17 protein-coding genes are annotated in these 17,409 nt (G+C 71.1%); 7 read left to right on the forward strand and 10 right to left on the reverse strand.

From position 1 onward, the window contains the following. On the reverse strand, window positions 1–593 hold a 593-nt coding region (locus ABZV34_RS29460), incomplete at its 3' end, for a radical SAM protein (protein ID WP_356283091.1). A 195-nt stretch (window positions 594–788) separates the two neighbouring features. On the opposite strand from ABZV34_RS29460, the gene ABZV34_RS29465 reads away from it, so the two are divergent. Further along, a complete protein-coding gene (locus ABZV34_RS29465) occupies window positions 789–1,496 on the forward strand; it encodes a DUF3515 family protein (protein ID WP_356283094.1) in 708 nt (235 codons plus the stop codon). A gap of 47 nt (window positions 1,497–1,543) precedes the next feature. Here the strand turns inward: ABZV34_RS29465 and ABZV34_RS29470 are convergent, their stop codons facing one another. From ABZV34_RS29470 to ABZV34_RS29495, 6 genes are all read right to left on the reverse strand, one after another. Then, entirely contained in the window at window positions 1,544–2,101 is a 558-nt protein-coding gene (locus ABZV34_RS29470; RefSeq protein ID WP_356283097.1) for a TlpA disulfide reductase family protein, read from the reverse strand. Between the two features lie 311 nt (window positions 2,102–2,412). Continuing rightward, window positions 2,413–2,694, reverse strand: coding sequence for a hypothetical protein (locus ABZV34_RS29475; RefSeq protein WP_356283100.1), 282 nt, complete (start codon window positions 2,692–2,694; stop codon window positions 2,413–2,415). 302 nt (window positions 2,695–2,996) lie between these two features. Further along, the gene (locus ABZV34_RS29480) at window positions 2,997–3,452 is read right to left on the reverse strand and encodes an Lrp/AsnC family transcriptional regulator (protein ID WP_148009934.1); all 456 of its coding nucleotides are present in this window, start codon (window positions 3,450–3,452) and stop codon (window positions 2,997–2,999) included. A 153-nt stretch (window positions 3,453–3,605) separates the two neighbouring features. Continuing rightward, window positions 3,606–4,289, reverse strand: a complete 684-nt coding sequence (locus ABZV34_RS29485) for a UbiX family flavin prenyltransferase (RefSeq protein WP_356283102.1) — start codon at window positions 4,287–4,289, stop codon at window positions 3,606–3,608. 31 nt (window positions 4,290–4,320) lie between these two features. Further along, window positions 4,321–5,223, reverse strand: coding sequence for a menaquinone biosynthesis prenyltransferase MqnP (gene mqnP, locus ABZV34_RS29490; protein WP_356283105.1), 903 nt, complete (start codon window positions 5,221–5,223; stop codon window positions 4,321–4,323). Next, window positions 5,220–6,671 (reverse strand): menaquinone biosynthesis decarboxylase, encoded by a 1,452-nt coding sequence (locus ABZV34_RS29495; protein ID WP_356283108.1) that lies wholly within the window; start codon window positions 6,669–6,671, stop codon window positions 5,220–5,222. The genes mqnP and ABZV34_RS29495 overlap by 4 nt, the downstream gene beginning before the upstream one ends. Window positions 6,672–6,857: 186 nt before the next feature. On the opposite strand from ABZV34_RS29495, the gene ABZV34_RS29500 reads away from it, so the two are divergent. The 6 genes from ABZV34_RS29500 (at window position 6,858) to ABZV34_RS29525 (ending at window position 13,965) form a co-directional block, all read left to right on the forward strand. After that, complete coding sequence (locus tag ABZV34_RS29500; RefSeq protein ID WP_356283111.1) at window positions 6,858–7,268, forward strand: PLD nuclease N-terminal domain-containing protein; 411 nt, start codon at window positions 6,858–6,860, stop codon at window positions 7,266–7,268. 73 nt (window positions 7,269–7,341) lie between these two features. Further along, window positions 7,342–8,574, forward strand: a complete 1,233-nt coding sequence (locus ABZV34_RS29505; RefSeq protein WP_356283114.1) for a methyltransferase domain-containing protein — start codon at window positions 7,342–7,344, stop codon at window positions 8,572–8,574. A 78-nt stretch (window positions 8,575–8,652) separates the two neighbouring features. Further along, window positions 8,653–9,135 carry a nucleoside deaminase gene (locus ABZV34_RS29510; protein WP_356283117.1) on the forward strand — a complete coding sequence of 161 codons (483 nt, stop codon included), beginning with the start codon at window positions 8,653–8,655 and terminating at the stop codon, window positions 9,133–9,135. A 14-nt stretch (window positions 9,136–9,149) separates the two neighbouring features. Then, a complete protein-coding gene (locus ABZV34_RS29515; protein WP_356283120.1) occupies window positions 9,150–10,151 on the forward strand; it encodes a 2-oxoglutarate and iron-dependent oxygenase domain-containing protein in 1,002 nt (333 codons plus the stop codon). 141 nt (window positions 10,152–10,292) lie between these two features. After that, entirely contained in the window at window positions 10,293–12,401 is a 2,109-nt protein-coding gene (locus ABZV34_RS29520) for a hypothetical protein (RefSeq protein ID WP_356283123.1), read from the forward strand. Between the two features lie 19 nt (window positions 12,402–12,420). Further along, entirely contained in the window at window positions 12,421–13,965 is a 1,545-nt protein-coding gene (locus ABZV34_RS29525; RefSeq protein WP_356283207.1) for an ABC transporter substrate-binding protein, read from the forward strand. A 49-nt stretch (window positions 13,966–14,014) separates the two neighbouring features. Here ABZV34_RS29525 and ABZV34_RS29530 read toward each other — a convergent pair whose 3' ends face one another. From ABZV34_RS29530 to ABZV34_RS29540, 3 genes are read right to left on the reverse strand one after another with little or no spacing between them, the layout of a single operon-like run. After that, a complete protein-coding gene (locus ABZV34_RS29530; RefSeq protein ID WP_356283125.1) occupies window positions 14,015–14,416 on the reverse strand; it encodes a hypothetical protein in 402 nt (133 codons plus the stop codon). Between the two features lie 58 nt (window positions 14,417–14,474). After that, window positions 14,475–15,551 (reverse strand): c-type cytochrome biogenesis protein CcsB, encoded by a 1,077-nt coding sequence (gene ccsB, locus ABZV34_RS29535; RefSeq protein WP_356283128.1) that lies wholly within the window; start codon window positions 15,549–15,551, stop codon window positions 14,475–14,477. Next, a complete protein-coding gene (locus ABZV34_RS29540) occupies window positions 15,548–17,407 on the reverse strand; it encodes a cytochrome c biogenesis protein ResB (protein WP_356283131.1) in 1,860 nt (619 codons plus the stop codon). Before ABZV34_RS29540 ends, ccsB begins: the two co-directional genes overlap by 4 nt. Window positions 17,408–17,409 lie beyond the last annotated feature (2 nt).

A 17,409-nucleotide genomic window follows, 5' to 3' on the forward strand; every position in this document is an offset into this window, starting at 1 on the left:
CAGTCCTCCCAGTGGGTGCGGTGGTCGACGATGTGCTGCCGCACCTCCCAGTCGAAGATCTCCGCGCCGCCGCCGGTCAGCGACTCCAGGCCCGCCTCGATCAGCTCGTCCAGGATGTCGGAGGCCGACATCCCGGAGATCGTCTCGAAGTGGTGGATCTCCGTCGCCGTGAACGCCTTCAGCGAGACGTTCGGCAGTGCCTTCTTCAGCTCGCTGAGGGAACGCGGGTAGTAGCGCCACGGGAGACTCGGGTGCAGGCCGTTGACGATGTGCAGCTCGGTGAGGTTCTCGTTCTCCATCGCCTTGGCGAGGCGGACGGCCTCCTCGATGCGCATCGTGTACGCGTCCTTCTCGCCCGGCTTGCGCTGGAACGAGCAGTAGGCGCACGACGCGGTGCACACGTTCGTCATGTTGAGGTGACGGTTGACGTTGAAGTGGACGACGTCGCCGTTCTTCCGCGTGCGTACCTCGTGGGCGAGGCCGCCCAGCCACGCCAGGTCGTCCGACTCGTAGAGCACGATGCCGTCCTCGCGGGTCAGCCGCTCACCGGCCCGGACCTTGTCCTCCAGCTCGCGCTTGAGCCCGACATCCATGCTCACACCTTTCTCCGACAGACCCCCCAACCGTACGCCCAGGCGGGTCTCCGCCGGTTCACGGGCCCGCCGGAAGGGGGCCGGCGCGCGTGCGGGCGGGGGCGCGCCCCGTGAGTCGGGCACCGGTTCCGGTGCTCCTCGTCATGGAGAGGCAGCGGCCAGTGGGGCCCCAGACCTTTTTCGAGGCGGACGTGGGTGCAGGTCGCCGCGGACCTGACGGCCGCAGGTTTCGCGGTGCTCGCCGCGGCCGTGGCGGCGGTGGCGGTGGCGGTGGCGGTGGCGGTGGCGGTGGCGGGAGCTACGGTGACTGCGGCGGCGACCGCGACCGCTCCGGCGGTGACAGGGCCGCGGATGAGTTCGCGCATGACTTCGCGCATGATGCTTTCTCCCTTTGCGAAAGGGTTGTTGGTGTTGAACGGCTGGTCCCGTAGGTCCTGGACCTCTGCTTGTCTGGCCCTCGCGGCGCTGGTGACAGGGGGAGTTCTGGTCGCACGTGAGGTGACTTCGCCGGTGTTCGCCCTTGAACAGGGCCCGTTGGCGGACACACCGGAGTGTGCGCGGATCGCCGGGAACTATCCGTCGAGCCTGGCCGGCAACGAGCGCGACCGGGTCTCGTACGACGGACTCGCCGCGTGGGGCCGAGGTGCGGTGGAGTTGCGGTGCGGCCTGAATCCGCCGGCGCCGACCACTGACATGTGTGTGACCGTCGACGGTGTGGACTGGGTGCTGGAGGAGGCTCAGTCCCGGGACGGGCGGAAGTACCTGGTCACCTATGGAAGGCGGCCGGCGGTGGAGGTGTCGATCTCCGACGACGTACCGGAGACCGACGTCGTGCTGGTCGGGATGAGCCGCCTCGTCGCCCCGGTGAAGCAGCGCGCAAGGTGCGTCGCTCCGGACGCCTGACGGATCGCACGCCACTCCCCTCCCGCCATCGACTCACTGCCGTGAGGTCAGCGCGCCGATTCGCGCAACAGCGGAGCGGTGACGCGGCGCACGTCGGCTTCCGTGAGGGTGCTGACATGGGCGGCGGCGATCCTGCCCCGGCGGTCGATGAAGAGCGTGAACGGCAGGGCTTGGTACAGATAGCCCTTGGGCAACCGGGACAACTGCCGGTGGCTGGGATCGTGGAGGCTGGGATAGGTGAGACGGTGCTCGCGCTGGAAGGCGCGGCCGTCACTCCTGTCCGCGTCCGTACTGACCCCCAGCACCTGGACCCCCCGCACTTTCAAGTCCTTTTGTGCGCCCGAGAGTTCGGGTGTCTCGGCGCGACAGGGACCGCACCAGGAGGCCCAGACGTTGAGCACGACGACCTTGCCCCGATAGTCGGCGAGGTGAACAGGTGAGCCGTCGAGGGTGGCACCGCCGAGATCGGGCGCGGAGCGGCGATCGGCCGCCGGAATGCTGTCGAGCAGGGAGGCCGGGGAGCCGCCGGACTGGCGCTGGGGGGCGCAGGCTGTCAGCGCGAGCAGGACCAGGGCCAGAGCCATCGACCGGCGGGGGTACTCCATGGGCATGAGTATTCCAACACCTCCCGACAGAAGGGCATGACGCCGCGGGGACGACGCGAGACCTGTGTCGTGTAGGGCTCGGAGGCCGGTTCGTCCGCGGCCGGGTGTCCGGTAACCGGCCCGGGTCGGAGAACTCCCCGGGAAAGCCCGGGAATGCGCAACGGACAAGTACCGCCGCGCACCAACCCGGTGTCGCGGGTCGACTCGGGCCCTGTCACTACGCCCCGTCGACCGTCAGGACGGCGGGGCGGAGCGCTGCGCGCCCACGCTACGGGCCACGTCGAGGCCGGCTCCCCACCGTACGGAGGCGGTCAGGAAGCGAAGGCGACGATGGCGACGATGGCGACGACCGGGTAGAGCACGCCCACGGACCCGGTGGCGAGCCCGATGACGCTCCGACCCCGGTGGGAACCGCGTGTCAGGCCGAGGACGCCGAAGGTGACGGCGAGACTGCCGGCCAGGAGCGGAATCGCGATTCCGATGATGCCGGAGAGCGCCACGGCGATCAGCGCGACGATGCCGAAGCCGAGCGACACCGGCCCGTAGAGAGCCGCGGGGCTGTCGGCAGGAGTGGTTCCGGATCCAGTGGCCATGCCGGCTTCCTTGCTGTCGGGCGCCGGAGTCCCCGGCGTGCAGGTACGAAGATCCTGCCCGCCCCATCATGGCACTCCCGGACATCAGGCAGGCCGAAACCCCGAACGCCCGCGCGACCTGATGGGCTCACCCGGAACCGGTACGGGCAGGGGAAGTGCCGTGCGGACGCGACCACTTGGCCGACGCCCGTCCCGGGAGACCCGGGGGCCACGACCCGCCACCGGCGGGTGCGGGGACCACCGGCGGCACGAGCATCACCGGGTCGGCCACGAGGCGTCCCCGGCGGCCGCGGAACCGGGTCCTACTCCTCCTCGGGCAGCTCCCCCACCCGGTTCTCCCACTTCGTCGAGAGCACGATCGTCGTACGGGTCCTGGAGACGCCCTTCGTTCCCGACAGCCGCCGGATGGTCTTCTCCAGACCGTCCACGTCGCTCGCCCGCACCTTGAGCATGAACGAGTCGTCGCCCGCGATGAACCAGCAGTCCTCGATCTCGCCGAGGTCCCGCATGCGGTGGGCGACGTCCTCGTGGTCGGCCGCGTCGGACAGCGAGATGCCGATCAGGGCGGTGACGCCGAGACCGAGCGAGGCGGAGTCGACGGTGGCGCGGTACCCGGTGATGACCCCGGCCGCCTCCAACCGGTTGATGCGGTCGGTGACGCTGGGCCCCGACAGACCGACGAGGCGCCCCAGCTCGGCGTAGGAGGCTCTGCCGTTCTCTCTCAGGGCCTGGATGAGCTGCCTGTCCACCGCGTCCATGCGATCGCTAGCCTTCCGCTGAAGTGTGTGGGTCCTGAAGTGTGCGACGTCCGCTGAGTCGTGCGAGGTCGTTCGGTCTCGGTCGTGTCGAGATGGTGCTGACGCGGTACCGGGGCGGTACCGGGTGCTGCCGGGAGGTACTGCCGCCGGTGCTCAGGTCGCGCGGGAGCTACCGCCGAGTTCGCCCTCCCACCGGCGGTACAGCCGGTGTTCGACGCCCGCCGCGTCCAGCACCCGCCCCGCGACGAAGTCCACCAGGTCCTGGATGTGCGTGGCGCCCGCGTAGAAGGCCGGCGAGGCGGGCAGCACGGTCGCGCCCGCGTCGTCCAGGGAGACCAGGTGCCGCAGCGTCTGCCCGTTCAGCGGGGTCTCGCGTACGGCGACGACCAGCCGGCGCCCCTCCTTCAGGGTCACGCTCGCGGCGCGCTGCAGCAGGTCCTTCGACAGACCGAGGGCGACCCCCGCCACACAGGCCGTCGAGGCGGGCACGATGAGCATGCCCTTGGAGGGGTACGAACCCGAGGACGGTCCCGCCGCCAGGTCGCCCGCGCTCCAGTGCCGTACCGCGTCGAGATGTTCCTCGAAGGCGTCGAAGGTGCCGGGCTTGCCGTCCGCGCCACGCGCCAGCCATTCCCGCAGGTCGTCCCGCCAGTGCGCATCGCGGAAGGAGAGCCCGGTCTCGTCGAGGAGCGTGAGCCGCGAGGCCCTGCTGACGACCAGGTCCACACTCTCGCCCGCCGCCAGCAGCGCACGCAGCACGGCGGCGGCGTACGGCGTACCGGACGCGCCGGACACCCCCACGATCCAAGGCCGGCGCTGCGTCTGTCCTGGCTTCATGGTGTCGAGGGTATCCGGCGACCGGCGGGATTCAGACCGTGAGCCCGCGGACCAGCAGATCGAGCAGGGCGCACACGAACAGAGCGATGCCGATGAACCCGTTGACGCTGAAGAACGCGCGGTTCAGCCGGGACAGGTCGTGCGGCTTGACGATGCTGTGCTCGTAGACGAAGGCGCCCGCGACGATCACCAGGCCGAACCAGAAGAAGGCACCGGCGCCGGTGGCGAGGGCGTACCAGACGAAGAGCGCGGTGGTGACGGCGTGGCAGACCCGGGCGCCCCGGACGGCGGCGGGGATGCCGAAGCGCGCGGGTACGGACAGGACACCGACCTCGCGGTCCGTCTCGACGTCCTGGCAGGCGTAGATCAGGTCGAAGCCGCCGATCCAGACGCCGACCGCGAGTCCCAGGATCACCGCGTCCCAGGACCATTCGCCGGTGATCGCCAGCCAGCCGCCGATGGGTCCCATCGCCTGCGCGAGGCCCAGGATGGCCTGCGGGAAGTTCGTGAACCGCTTGCCGTAGGGGTACACCACCATCGGGATCACGGCGATGGGCGCGAGCGCCAGGCAGAGCGGGTTCAGCAGGGCCGCCGCGCCCAGGAAGAAGACCAAGGCGACCAGGGCGCCGGTCCAGGCGTGCTTCACGCTCATCGCGCCGGTGACCAGCTCGCGGTGGGCGGTGCGCGGGTTGCGGGCGTCGATCTCGCGGTCGATGATCCGGTTCGCCGCCATCGCGAAGGTGCGCAGCCCGACCATCGCGACGGTCACCAGGAGCAGCCGCCCCCAGTGGATGTTCTCGTCCAGTTCGTACATCGCGGTCAGCGCGGCGATGTACGCGAAGGGCAGCGCGAACACCGAGTGCTCGATCATGACGAGGCGCAGGAACGCCTTGGTGCGGCCCGGCTGCGGGAGCGCCGCGGAAGCTGAACTCACAGCCCGTACTCCTTCCAGCGGCGGTCGACCGTCGCTGCCGTCTGTGGGTCGGACAGCACCATCTCGGGCCAGCCGCCGTCCCGGGTGTAGCCCTCCTCGGGCCATTTCCTGGTCGCGTCGATGCCCGCCTTGCCGCCCCAGAACTGCTGGTAGGAAGCGTGGTCGAGGTGATCGACGGGACCCTCCACGACCGTGAGGTCACGGGAGTAGTCGGTGTTGCCCAGGGCTCGCCACGCGACCTCGTGCAGGTCGTGGACGTCACAGTCCGAGTCGACGACCACGATGAGCTTCGTGAGGGACATCATGTGGGCGCCCCAGACGGCGTGCATCACCTTCTGGGCATGTTTGGGGTATTTCTTGTCGATCGCGACGATCGCGCAGTTGTGGAAGCCGCCCGCCTCGGGCAGGTGGTAGTCCACGATGTCCGGCACGATGATCTTCAGCAGGGGCAGGAAGAAGCGCTCGGTGGCCCGGCCCAGCGGGCCGTCCTCGGTCGGCGGCCGGCCCACGACGATGGACTGGATCAGCGGCCGCTTCCGCATGGTCACGCAGTCGATGGTCAGCGCCGGGAACGGCTCCTGCGGTGTGTAGAACCCGGTGTGGTCGCCGAACGGCCCCTCGGGCAGCGTCTCTCCGGGCTCCAGCCACCCCTCCAGGACGACCTCGGCCTGCGCGGGCACCTGGAGCGGGACGGTCTTGCAGTCCACCATCTCGATCCGCCTGCCCTGGATGAACCCGGCGAAGAGGTACTCGTCGATGTCACCGGGCAGCGGGGCGGTGGAGGCGTAGGTCACGGCGGGGGGACACCCGAAGGCGATCGCGACGGGCAGCCGCTCCCCCCTGCGCGCCGCGACCTGATAGTGGTTGCGGCTGTCCTTGTGGATCTGCCAGTGCATGCCGATGGTGCGCTTGTCGTGGCGCTGAAGGCGGTAGAGCCCGAGGTTGCGGATGCCGCTCTCGGGATCCTTGGTGTGGGTCAGCCCGAGGTTGAAGAAGGAGCCGCCGTCCTGGGGCCAGGTGAAGAGGGCGGGCAGTGCGTCGAGATCGACGTCGCCGCCGCGCAGGACGACCTCCTGCACCGGCGCTTCCTTTACCTTCTTCGGCGGTACGTGGGCCATCGCGCCGAGTTTCCCGAAGGCCTCGCGCACCCCCACGAATCCGTGCGGCAGCTCGGGCCTGAGCAGTCCGCCGATCTTGTCGGAGATCTCGCCGTACGACTTCAGCCCGAGGGCCTTCAGCAGGCGCCGGTCGGTCCCGAAGACGTTCATGGCGAGCGGCATGGCGGAGCCGCGCACGTTCTCGAAGAGCAGCGCGGGGCCGCCGGCCTTCTGCACACGGTCGACGATCTCCCCCACCTCCAGGTACGGGTCCACCTCGGCCTTGATGCGCTTGAGGTCACCCTCGCGCTCCAGTGCCCGCAGCAGGGAGCGAAGATCGTCGTAAGCCATGCGTTCCAGTATCGCCGAGGCCCCTCCGGCGGCTGCGTGCGCCCCACCGTCGCCGGGCCGGGCGGGGCCGCCCGGTCCGGCGATCGGGGCCGATCCGGTTCGCCCCGATGAGGTCAACCGCTACCCTGGCCGCGTCACCGGGGCCCTGTGCCGCCCCGCCGTCGCTCACTGGGGGACCGTTCGGCCATGCTCAGGTATCTGCCCTTCCTGCTGGTCCTGGCGCTGTGGATCTACGCCTTCATCGACTGTCTGAACACCCCCGAGGAAGAGGTCCGCGGTCTGCCGAAGGTGGTGTGGGTGATCATCATCCTGCTCTTCGGCGAGGTACTGGTCGGGCCGGTCGCCTGGCTCGTCGCGGGCCGGACGCGCCGCGGGGGCCCGGCGGGCGCCGCGGCCGGCGGATGGCGTCGCGAACAGGTCGCGCCGTACGTCGCCCCCGACGACAACCCGGAGTTCCTCGACTCGCTCCGGACCGAAAAGTCCGAGCGGCCGGACCGCGACGAGGCACTCCTGAAGGACTGGGAGGCCGACCTGCAGCGCCGCGAGGAGGAACTGCGGCGGCGGGAGCGGCAGAGCAGGCCCGACGACGAGTCCTGAGACCGGCGCACGGCCGGGCGGGCGCCCGAGGTCCGGGGAGCGTTGTCAGTGACGCGGGCTACTGTCCGCCGCCATGGACTCTCGCCTCGACGCCACCAGGGCGTCGTACGACACCGTCGCCGACGACTACGCCGAGCTGCTCAGAACGGAGCTGGCGGACAAGCCGTTCGACCGGGCCATGCTCGGGGCCTTCGCGGAGAAGGTGAAGGACGGCGGGGGCGGGCCGGTCGCGGATCTCGGGTGCGGGCCGGGGCGGGTGACCGCGTATCTGGACGGGCTCGGGCTGGACGCGTACGGGATCGATCTGTCGCCGGGGATGGTGGCGGTGGCCCGCCGCGGCCATCCGGAGCTGCGGTTCGAGGTGGGGTCCATGACCGCTCTCGACGTCGCGGACGGCGCCCTCGCCGGGGCGCTGGCCTGGTACTCCACCGTCCACACGCCGATGGAGGAACTGCCCGTGCTCTTCGGGGAGTTCCACCGCGTACTGGCGCCCGGCGGCCATCTCCTCCTCGCCTGCAAGGTCGGTGACGAGCGGGTGCACCTCAACCACGCGTACGGGCACGACCTGGACCTCGACGTCCACCGCTTCCCGCCCGAGCGCGTCGCGGGACTGCTGCGCGCGGCCGGGCTCGTCGAGATCGCGCGTCTCGTCCGCGAGGCCGACGCGCGGGAGAACACGCCCCAGGCGTTCGTACTGGCCCGCAGGCCGCCCGGGTGGCGGAAGGCCGCCGGCGCGCCACCCATGTCCACCCGCGCCACCCGCCATTTGGTCTACGCGCCCCGGTACGCCGCCGCCCAGGACGAGGACGTCGACTGGGGTCTCTTCGACCTCGTCGGCGTCGACTACTACGGGTTCTTCCGGCACCGGGACGCCTACGTCCGCGATCTCGCCCGGTACACCCGGTTCGGGAAGCCCGTCGCCGTCATGGAGTTCGGCTGCTGCACCTTCGCGGGCGCCCCGGAGCGCGGCGGCATGGGCTGGGACGTCGTCGACTACGCCAAGGAGCCGCCGGAGATCAAGGCGGGCATCGTCCGCAGCGAGCGCGCGCAGGCCGCGTATCTGACGGACGTGCTGTCGGTGTTCGAGTCGATGGGCCTGTACTCGGCGATGGCGTACACCTTCGTCACCCCGGACGCGCCGCACCGTCCTCGCGACCCGCGCCACGACCTCGACACGGCGAGCTACTCCCTCGTCAAGGCGGTCGAGGACCGTCGGCCCGGCGCCCCGGAGGCCGCGGGATGGCACGGGGAGCCGAAGGAGTCCTTCCACGCGCTGGCCCGGCAGTACGCGCGCCACTGCCGCTGACGGTCCGTCCGGGTCCGGCTCGCCGGGAGAGGGTCTTCGCGCGTTGCCCTCGCGCGCCGGCCACAGGAGAGTGGAGTCATGGAGCGCATCGATCAGGCAGTCGGTCAGGAACTCGACCCGGCACGGGCCCGCGCATGGCTCGCCACCGCCGTCGAGGAGGCCCGCGCCGGGCTCGCGGAGGGCGGCATCCCCATCGGCGCCGCGCTGTACGACGCCGACGGCACCCTCCTCGGACGCGGCCACAACCGGCGCGTCCAGGACGGCGACCCGTCCATGCACGCGGAGACCGCGGCCTTCCGTGCCGCCGGACGGCGGCGGACCTACCGCGGTACGACCATGGTGACCACGCTGTCGCCGTGCTGGTACTGCAGCGGTCTGGTCCGGCAGTTCGGCATCTCCCGGGTCGTGATCGGGGAGGCCGGGACCTTCCACGGCGGCCACGACTGGCTGGCCGGACACGGTGTGGAGATCGTCCGGCTGGACGATCCCGGGTGCGCGGCCATGATGCGCGCCTTCGTCGAGAAGAACCCGGCCCTGTGGAACGAGGACATCGGTGAGTGAGATGGGTGAGTGAGATGGCTGATCCCCGGGTCCTCCGGCGGGCGGAGCCCCCGGCCCGCCCCCGTATCCCGACCGTCGACCTGCGCCCGTGGCTGTCCGGCGACCGGGCGGCCCGCGCGCGGATCGCCCGTACCGTCGACGAGGCCCTGCGGACCGCGGGCTTCCTCCTCGTCACCGGCCACGGCGTCGAGGAGTCCCTGCGCGCCCGGATCCGGGCGGCGGCGCGCGCCTTCTTCGTCCTGCCCACGGAGACGAAACAGCCGTACGCCGCCCGGGTCGGCGGACGCGGCTGGCTCGGTCCGGGCGCCGAGGCCAACGGGTACTCCGAGGGCACCGCGACCCCGCCCGACCTCAAGGAGTCGCTGACCTTCGCGACGCACGAGCCGTTCGAGGACCCCGAGACCAACGCGGAGTGGTACGCGCCCAACGTGTGGCCGGCGGAGGCCCCCGGGCTGCGGGAGCTGTGCGCGCGGTACCTGGCCCGGATGGGCGAACTGGAGAACCACCTCCTCGCCCTCCTCGGTGAGGCGCTCGGCCTGGAACCGGACTTCTTCACCCGGCACATGGACCACCCGACCTACGGCTTCAACATCAACTGGTACCCGGGGACGGAGGTCGTGGGCACGCCCGAGCCGGGCCAGTTCCGGATCGGCCCGCACACCGACTTCGGCACCGTCACCCTCCTCGACCGGCAGGCGGGCAAGGGCGGGCTGCAGGTCTTCACGGACGAGGACGGCTGGCGGGACGCGCCCTTCGATCCCGCGGCGTTCACCGTCAACATCGGTGATCTGATGGCCCGTTGGACGGGCGACCGGTGGCGTTCGGGACGGCACCGGGTACTGCCGCCGCCCGCGGACGCGCCCGCCGAGGAGCTGATGTCGCTGGTCTACTTCGGCGAGTGCACGCCGGGGACGGTGGTGGAGTCCGTACCGGCGCCGGTGGGGCGCGTCGCGTACCCGCCGGTCGACTCCCACGCGTACCTGCGGGACAAGCTCAATTCGATCACTGTGGGCTAGCCGCCCGAAAGGATGCGGAAGAATTCCGTAACCAAACGGACATCACGCGCCCTAGTCCGAAGCAACTCCCCCTTTTTACACTGGTATTGATACACCTCACAGCAGCACAGGCACGACCGGACCGCGCCAGGGGGAGATGCGGTGCACAGAGGGCTGCACGGACGCGGGGCGCTGTTCGACACCGACCCGCCCGGTCTCGCTTCACGTCTCGTCGGGCTGCGCCCGTACCAACTGCGCTCGGCCCCGGTCGAACATGCGAAGGAACCGCCCTTCGTGGTGTTCACGGGCGGCCGGGGCCTGGGCAGGAGCGCGGTACTGCGCGAGCTGCGGGACGCCTACCGCGGCCATACGCCGGTCGCGCTCGTCGACGGCGAGGACCGCCAGTTCGCCGCTCCCGCGCCCGAGCGGCCCGCGGAATCCTGGTCGCCGGTCGGGCAGGCGCTCACCACGATCGCCGAGCAGCTCGCCGAGCCGGTGACCGGCGCCGGGCGGATCGGCTTCCCGCGGCTGGCCTCCGGGCTGCTCGCGGTGGCGGCGGGCGGCTGGAGCGACCGCGACGTACCGCGCATCCGGCAGGAGGCGGAGCGCATCCTGCTCCTGAACGAGACGGGCTCACGCCTGTCGGGCTTCGCGGGCCGCTGGGTGAGCAAGGTCGTCGCCAAGCTCATCGCCTCGATGAGCAGTACGGGACCGGTGGTGGAGCCCATCATCGAGGCGACCCTGGAGGCCTTCGCCGAGGGGATCGCCCCCACCCACCGCAGACTGCGCAGGGCAGCCACCTGGTACCGCGACTATCCGAACGCGGGCGGCAACGCCAAGCTCGGACTGATCCTGCTCTCCGCGCACTTCCGCGCCGGCGGCGACTCCCGCACGCACGCCGAACGCCATCTCGTCCGGGCCCTGCTGGCCGATCTCGACGACGCGTACGCGGGGGTCATGCAGCGCTCGCACCGGCTGGGCCGCCCGGTCGTACTGATCGACAACGTGCGGGAGCCGGCAGGCCTCGGCCTGCTGGAACCCGTGCTGCGCGACCGCGCCGACGGCATCGCCGACCAGGTCGTCTTCTTCGCCGCCCTGCGCGGGGACACCCACCCGGCGCTGCGCAACGCGGGCCGGCGCACCCTCCCCGAGGTGATCCGGCACACCGGCTGGGAGCCCGGCGCCTCGCCGTCCTCACGGGCACTGCTCCTCTCGCTGCAGCCGCTGACCCCGGACGACACCCTGCACCTGCTGGGCTCCGCCGCCCAGGGCCTGGACGTGCCACCGCACCTGCCGCACGCGACCCACCGGCTGACCGGCGGCAGCCCGCTCGGCGTGACCCTGCTCGCGGAGTCCGCCCGGCAGAACCTGCCCCGCGGAGCCGCCTCGCTGGGCCCGTTGCTCACCGCGGACGTCGTCGTCCACGAGGACCACGACGGCCGCCCCACGTATCTGGAACTGCTGGACCGGCTGGTGCCCGGCGGCCGGCTCGACGAGCTGACCGTGCTCGCCGCCGCCCACGACCGCGACTCGGCGTGCGCCCTCGCGGAGGCCCAGCTCCCGGACGACTTCGGCGCCTCGGGCGTCCTCGACCTGGAGGAGCGGCTGACGCGGGAGGGCCTGCCCACGGTCGCCGGGCAGTTCGTGGGCGATCCGTTCCTGCGCGCGCTCCTCCTGCTGCGCCTGCACCACGGCGACCCGGACCACGCACGGTGGCGGACCGTGCACCGCACCCTCGTCGACCACTACGGCGACGAGGATCCGCCCGACCGGGACCGCTACCGACTGCACCACGAACTCGCCCTGGGCACAGCGGACCTCGCGGTGGCGCACCTGCGCGACACCTTCCCGCGCACCGACACCAGGACCTGGCTCGCGACGCTGCTCTTCATCGCGTCCGCGCCGTACTACCACGCGCACGGCCCGGACGGCCGGGACGCCGCGAGCCCCGCCGGCCACGACGACCGGGCGTCGATCGCGCTCGGCCGCACGGACGCGGCCCAGCGGCCGCCGGACAGCGTGGACGCCGTCCTGCATCTGCGGGTACGACGGCTGCTGCACGCCGTCTGGCAGCTGACCGATCCGCTGGTGCTGCCGGACCCGAAGGTGGGCGAACGGCTCCGCTTCGAACTGGAGCAGCTGTCGAACCTTCGGCCCGCGGGCAACCCGCTGCTGTGGCGGGCCTCGCGGGAGTGGCCGTCGCACGCGCTGGCCGGACGCCCCCTGCGCGTCCCGGACGACGACGAGAACGGGACCGGGGGGCAGAGATGACAGGGGACGGGGACCGATGATGGCGCGTTGGTGGCGGTGGCTGCGCGAGGACGTCTGGGAGATCCGTTTCCGCCGGTACGTGGCGCTGGCGCTGGCCGCGTCCCTCGCGGCCCTCGGCATCTGGGGCGGTATGACGGCCACCAAGGAGAATCGGTCCTGCGCCCCGGGCGTCGTCCAGCCCGAGGGCAGTGGCGAGTGCGTGGGCGTGTCATGGTCCACGTACGCCTTCGGCCGGCCGCGGTTCGCCGACACCGTACGGGCGATCCACCGGGAGAACGCCCGTCTGGAGCCCGGCAGTTACGTCACCGTCGCCCTGCTGGAGCCGTTCACCGCGACCGACGCCGACAACCTGGCCGACGTCCTGCACGAACTCCAGGGCGCCTACCTGGCCCAGTACGAGGCCAACCACGACACCACCGGGCTGAAGCCGAAGATCCGCCTGGTGCTGGCCAACCCCGGCTCCACCGGTACGCACTGGCGGTACACGGTCGACCGGCTGGAGAAGATGGCGAAGGGGCCCGACCGGCTGCGTGCGGTGACCGGGGTCGGACAGAGCACCGACAACAACAAAAGGGCCGTCGCGGAGCTGACCGCCCGGGGCATCCCGGTGATAGGGAGTTCGATCACCGCCGACGACCTCGCCAACGGGCAGCACGGCAAGGACCCCTTCCCCGGCCTCGCCCGCGTCTCCCCCACCAACACGGACGAGGCCCGCGCCCTCGCCTCCTTCGCCAAGGTCTCGGCCGTCAACGCCTTCCTGGTCTATGACCGGACGGGCGACCCGTACACGCGCACGCTGCAGGGATCGTTCGAGAAGATGCTCACGGGGTCGCGCTACGAGGCCCAGCCCTTCACACCGCCCGCCGACCGCAGCAAGGAGGGCAGCACCTCCAACGTCTTCGCGCAGATCACCAACATCCTGTGCAACACGCCGGCCGGCACCGACACCATCCTCTTCGCGGGGCGCCACACCCAACTGCGCCAGTTCATCAACACGCTGGGCCAGCGCGGCTGCCACGACCGCCGGTTCACCGTGCTCACCGGCGACGAGGGTTCGTACCTCGCCGGCGACAGGGACCTCGACCCGGCCGCCCTCAAGGACCCGCTGCTGACCGTGCGCTACACGGCTCTCGCCCACCCGGACGCCTGGCTGGAGGACTCCGCGAACACCGGGGGCGGCGCGGCCGACGGGAAAGCGCTCCGGGCGCTGCTGGCCGGCGCCACGAAGGAACCGGTCGGTCCCGTCGGCCCGATCGCCCTGGCCGACGGCCAGCTGATCATCGCCCACGACGCGATGCGGCTCGCCGTGCGGGGCATCCGCGGGGCGTCGCCGACCGGGAGGATCCCGGCCCTGGCGGACGTGGGGCTCCAGTGGCCACAGGTCAAGGGCAGGGAACTGCGGGTGAACGGAGCGAGCGGGTGGATCTGTCTGGACGCCCACGGCAATCCGTACGACAAGGCCGTACCGATCGTGCAGCTGACCCCCGAGTCCCGCGCCCGCTTCGTGAAGATCGCCTGGCCGGAGGGAAAGCCGCCGGCGAAGGAGTGCCTGCCGCCGTCGTAGCCGGGCCGGGAACCCCTGTCACGCGCCGGTGTCCTGCGGGGCGGGGACATCAGGACGAGAGCAGGATCAGCAGCCGTTCGAAGCGGATCCGCCAGGGGCCGGGCTCGTAGTCGCCCTCGTACTCGTGGGTGAACCGGACGGTGGTGCCGGTGCCGTCCGGCGGCGCGGGCTCCAGGTGGAACCGGACCCGGCCGCGGCTCTCCATCGTGTACTCGGCGACCCGCTCGACGTCCCAGGCGGTGATCCGGCCGGCGCCGAGCCCGCGCAGGTCGACCGCCCCGCCGAGCCTCGGCTCGAACACCTCCGCCCGCGCCAGCCACCTCACGAGTCCTCCGGGGCTTGCCATCGCCGCCCAGACCTCGTCCACAGGCTGGGGAACACGCAGCAGCCAGTGCCGTACGTGCGTGTCCCCCCGGGTCTCGACGGCTCCCTCTTCGATGGTTCCGGTCATGACACCAGCGTGGCCCGGGGCGGAGGGTTCCGCACCCGTGCTCACGCCGGTGCGGACGTCAGACCCCGGCGTAGGAGTGCTTGCCGGAGACGAAGATGTTGACGCCGTAGTAGTTGAAGAGGAAACACGCGAAGGCGATGAGCGCGATGTACGCGGCTTTGCGGCCCTTCCAGCCGGCCGTGGCACGGGCGTGCAGATAACAGGCGTAGGCGACCCAGGTGATGAACGCCCAGGTCTCCTTCGGGTCCCAGCCCCAGTAGCGGCCCCACGCGTCGCCGGCCCAGATCGCGCCCGCGATGATCGTGAAGGTCCACAGCGGGAAGACGGCGGCGTTGACCCGGTAGGAGAACTTGTCGAGGGAGGCGGAGGAGGGCAGCCGCTCCATGACGGAGGTGGCGAAGCTCCCCGGCCGGCCACCGTTGGCCAGTTTGTTCTCGTAGGAGTCCTTGAAGAGGTACAGCAGGGTGCCGACCGCGCCCACGTAGAAGATCGCACCACAGAGGATCGCGGTCGAGACGTGGATGTAGAGCCAGTACGAGTGGAGTGCGGGAACCAGCTGGTCGCTGGCGGTGTACAGCACCGTGACGGCGAGACCGAGGTCGAGCAGGACCGTGGTGACCAGCGGCAGACCCAGCCAGCGGATGTCCTTCCTCGCCAGCAGGAACGCCAGGTACACGGTCACGGCGACGGTCGAGAAGGTGACGCTGAACTCGTACATGTTGCCCCACGGCGCACGCTGCACCGACAGGGCGCGGGCCACCACACCGGCGGTCTCGACGGCCCAGGCGACCACGGTGAGGGACACCGCGATACGGCCGTACAGGTCGCCCTGTTCGTCACCGCCGTGCGCCCCCGGGCCGTCGGGCACGTCACGGGCGCCGGTCGCGGACCGGGTGACGACCTGCGGCCGCTCCAGGACGGCGGTAGCGCCCGCCGACTTCACGGTGACCGCGGGGGTCGCCTTCTCGGTGCCGGAGGTGAGCGCGGCCGCCGTGCGGGCGACCTTGCTGCGGCTGCCGAAGATCCACTCGGCGATGTAGGCGAAGAAGGCCAGGGTATAGACGGCCATCGCGGAGTAGATCAGCGTGTTGCTGATGTTGGCGAGGTGTTCGTTGGTTGCGGTGGCGAGATTCACTGCTTCTCAGCCCCTTCGGCGGCAGGTACGGCGTGAGGGTCGGGGTCGGTGGTGTCCGAATCGGCGTCCGGCTCGGCGTCGGGGTCCGTCCCCGCGTCGGGTCCGTCGGTCTTGGTGGGTGCCCGCTCGTGCACGAGCGCGGCCAGGTCGCCGAGCTCCTCGGGGAGCTTCGCGGACTCGCTGCGGCCCAGGCCGGCCATCTCCACGACGGTCACGCCGTCCGCGCCCGTGGTGGCGCGCACCCAGACCCGGCGGCGCTGGATGAAGAGGGAACCGGCGAGACCGAAGATCGCCGTGAAGGCTCCGGCGAGCGCCCAGTCACTGCCGGGCTGCTGGGTGACCTGGAAGTTCGCCCACTGCTTGACGCCCTTGTCGAAGGTGATCGAGCCGGCGCCGTCGGGCAGCTTCATGGTCTCGCCGGGCAGCAGACGCGCCTTGAGGATGTCGCCCTTCGCGTCCTTGAACTGCTTCATCCTGGACGTGTCCAGCTGGTACACGTTCTGCGGGATGCCCGCGTCGACCCCCAGGCTGCCGTGGTATCCGGACAGCGCGAGCACGGGGAAGTCCAGCGCGGGGAACTGCGAGAACATCGTGCCCTTGCCCGCGCCCGCGAAGGTCGGCACGAAGAAGGCGGAGAAGCCGAGCTGTTCGGACTGCCCCCGCGCGTTCCGGTAGCCGTCCATGACCTTGATCGCGCCCTGCGAGGTGACGTTCGGGTCGAGCGGCAGCATCGGCACGGCGTCGTGGAAGACGACATCGCCCTTGCCGTTGCGGACCGTGACGACGGGCGCGTAACCGTGGGCGGTGAGGTAGACCTTCGAGTCACCGATCTTCAGCGGCTCGTTGACCTTGACGAGGGTCTTCCGGTCCTTGCCGTAGGCGCCCACGCTGTAGGTGACGGCCGCCTGGTACGTCCGCGGGGTGCCCTTGTTGGGACCGGTCCGCTCGTAGGTACCCGTGAACTTCTTCAGGTCGAAGCTGAACGGCGTGAGGTCGTCGCTGCCGAAGAGGTTGCCGGACTTGAAGTCGTCGTACTGCGAGAGCGTGTTGGAGAAGCCGTCGCCCTCGACGATCAGCTTGTTGCCCTCGGACTTGAAGAGCTGGCCCCAGGCGAAGGCGACGAGCATCACGACGAGCGCGATGTGGAAGAGCAGGTTGCCGGTCTCGCGGAGGTAGCCCTTCTCGGCGGCGACGGCGTCCTTCTCGACGTGCGCCCGGAAGCGGCGCCGCCGGAGCACCTGGAGCGCGGCCTCGCGGACCTGCTCCGGCTCGGCGGCGGTGCGCCAGGTCGCGTACGCGGGCAGCCGGTCCAGCCGTTTCGGCGCGCCCGGCGGACGGCCGCGCAGCTGCCCCACGAACTGCCAGGTGCGGGGCACGATGCAGCCGATGAGCGAGACGAACAGCAGGATGTAGATCGACGAGAACCACACCGAGCTGTAGACGTGGAAGAGTCCCAGCCGGTCGTAGAGCGGGCCGAGGATCGCGTGCGCGTCCTTGAAGTCCGCCACCTTCTGCGCGTCGGTCCCGGACTGCGGGATCAGCGACCCGGGGATCGCGCCGAGCGACAGCAGGAAGAGCAGGATCAGCGCGACCCGCATCGAGGTCAGCTGCCGCCAGAACCAGCGCGCCCAGCCGACGGCCTCACGGCCGGTCCATGCCAGCGCCCCGGCGGGACCGGGCGCCCGCATCCCGCCGAACGAACCGGGCACGGCCGTGTCGACGGGCGCCGTGGACAGCTGGGACCCGGCCTCGCCGAGTTCGCCGTCGGCGCTCACCCCGATGTGCCGCTTGGCGGCCGCCGGTTCCGGCGCCGTCCTACCGGTGCCGTCGTCGGTATCGGTGTCGGTCGTGCTCATCG

The sequence above is a fragment of the Streptomyces sp. NPDC005195 genome, assembly GCF_040608315.1.
In the GTDB taxonomy this organism is placed as follows: Bacteria; Actinomycetota; Actinomycetes; order Streptomycetales; family Streptomycetaceae; genus Streptomyces; species Streptomyces kaempferi.

Excerpts from the sequence above, each read along its gene's own strand:
- ABZV34_RS29500 (WP_356283111.1), top strand. The coding sequence starts at position 6,858 with ATGCTCAGGTATCTGCCCTTCCTGCTGGTCCTGGCGCTGTGGATCTAC.
- ABZV34_RS29525 (WP_356283207.1), top strand. The coding sequence starts at position 12,421 with ATGGCGCGTTGGTGGCGGTGGCTGCGCGAGGACGTCTGGGAGATCCGT.
- ABZV34_RS29475 (WP_356283100.1), bottom strand. The coding sequence starts at position 2,694 with ATGGCCACTGGATCCGGAACCACTCCTGCCGACAGCCCCGCGGCTCTC.
- ABZV34_RS29485 (WP_356283102.1), bottom strand. The coding sequence starts at position 4,289 with ATGAAGCCAGGACAGACGCAGCGCCGGCCTTGGATCGTGGGGGTGTCC.
- ABZV34_RS29540 (WP_356283131.1), bottom strand. The coding sequence starts at position 17,407 with ATGAGCACGACCGACACCGATACCGACGACGGCACCGGTAGGACGGCG.
- ABZV34_RS29515 (WP_356283120.1), top strand. The coding sequence starts at position 9,150 with ATGGCTGATCCCCGGGTCCTCCGGCGGGCGGAGCCCCCGGCCCGCCCC.
- ABZV34_RS29530 (WP_356283125.1), bottom strand. The coding sequence starts at position 14,416 with ATGACCGGAACCATCGAAGAGGGAGCCGTCGAGACCCGGGGGGACACG.
- ABZV34_RS29510 (WP_356283117.1), top strand. The coding sequence starts at position 8,653 with ATGGAGCGCATCGATCAGGCAGTCGGTCAGGAACTCGACCCGGCACGG.
- ABZV34_RS29505 (WP_356283114.1), top strand. The coding sequence starts at position 7,342 with ATGGACTCTCGCCTCGACGCCACCAGGGCGTCGTACGACACCGTCGCC.
- ABZV34_RS29470 (WP_356283097.1), bottom strand. The coding sequence starts at position 2,101 with ATGGAGTACCCCCGCCGGTCGATGGCTCTGGCCCTGGTCCTGCTCGCG.
- ABZV34_RS29480 (WP_148009934.1), bottom strand. The coding sequence starts at position 3,452 with ATGGACGCGGTGGACAGGCAGCTCATCCAGGCCCTGAGAGAGAACGGC.
- ABZV34_RS29495 (WP_356283108.1), bottom strand. The coding sequence starts at position 6,671 with ATGGCTTACGACGATCTTCGCTCCCTGCTGCGGGCACTGGAGCGCGAG.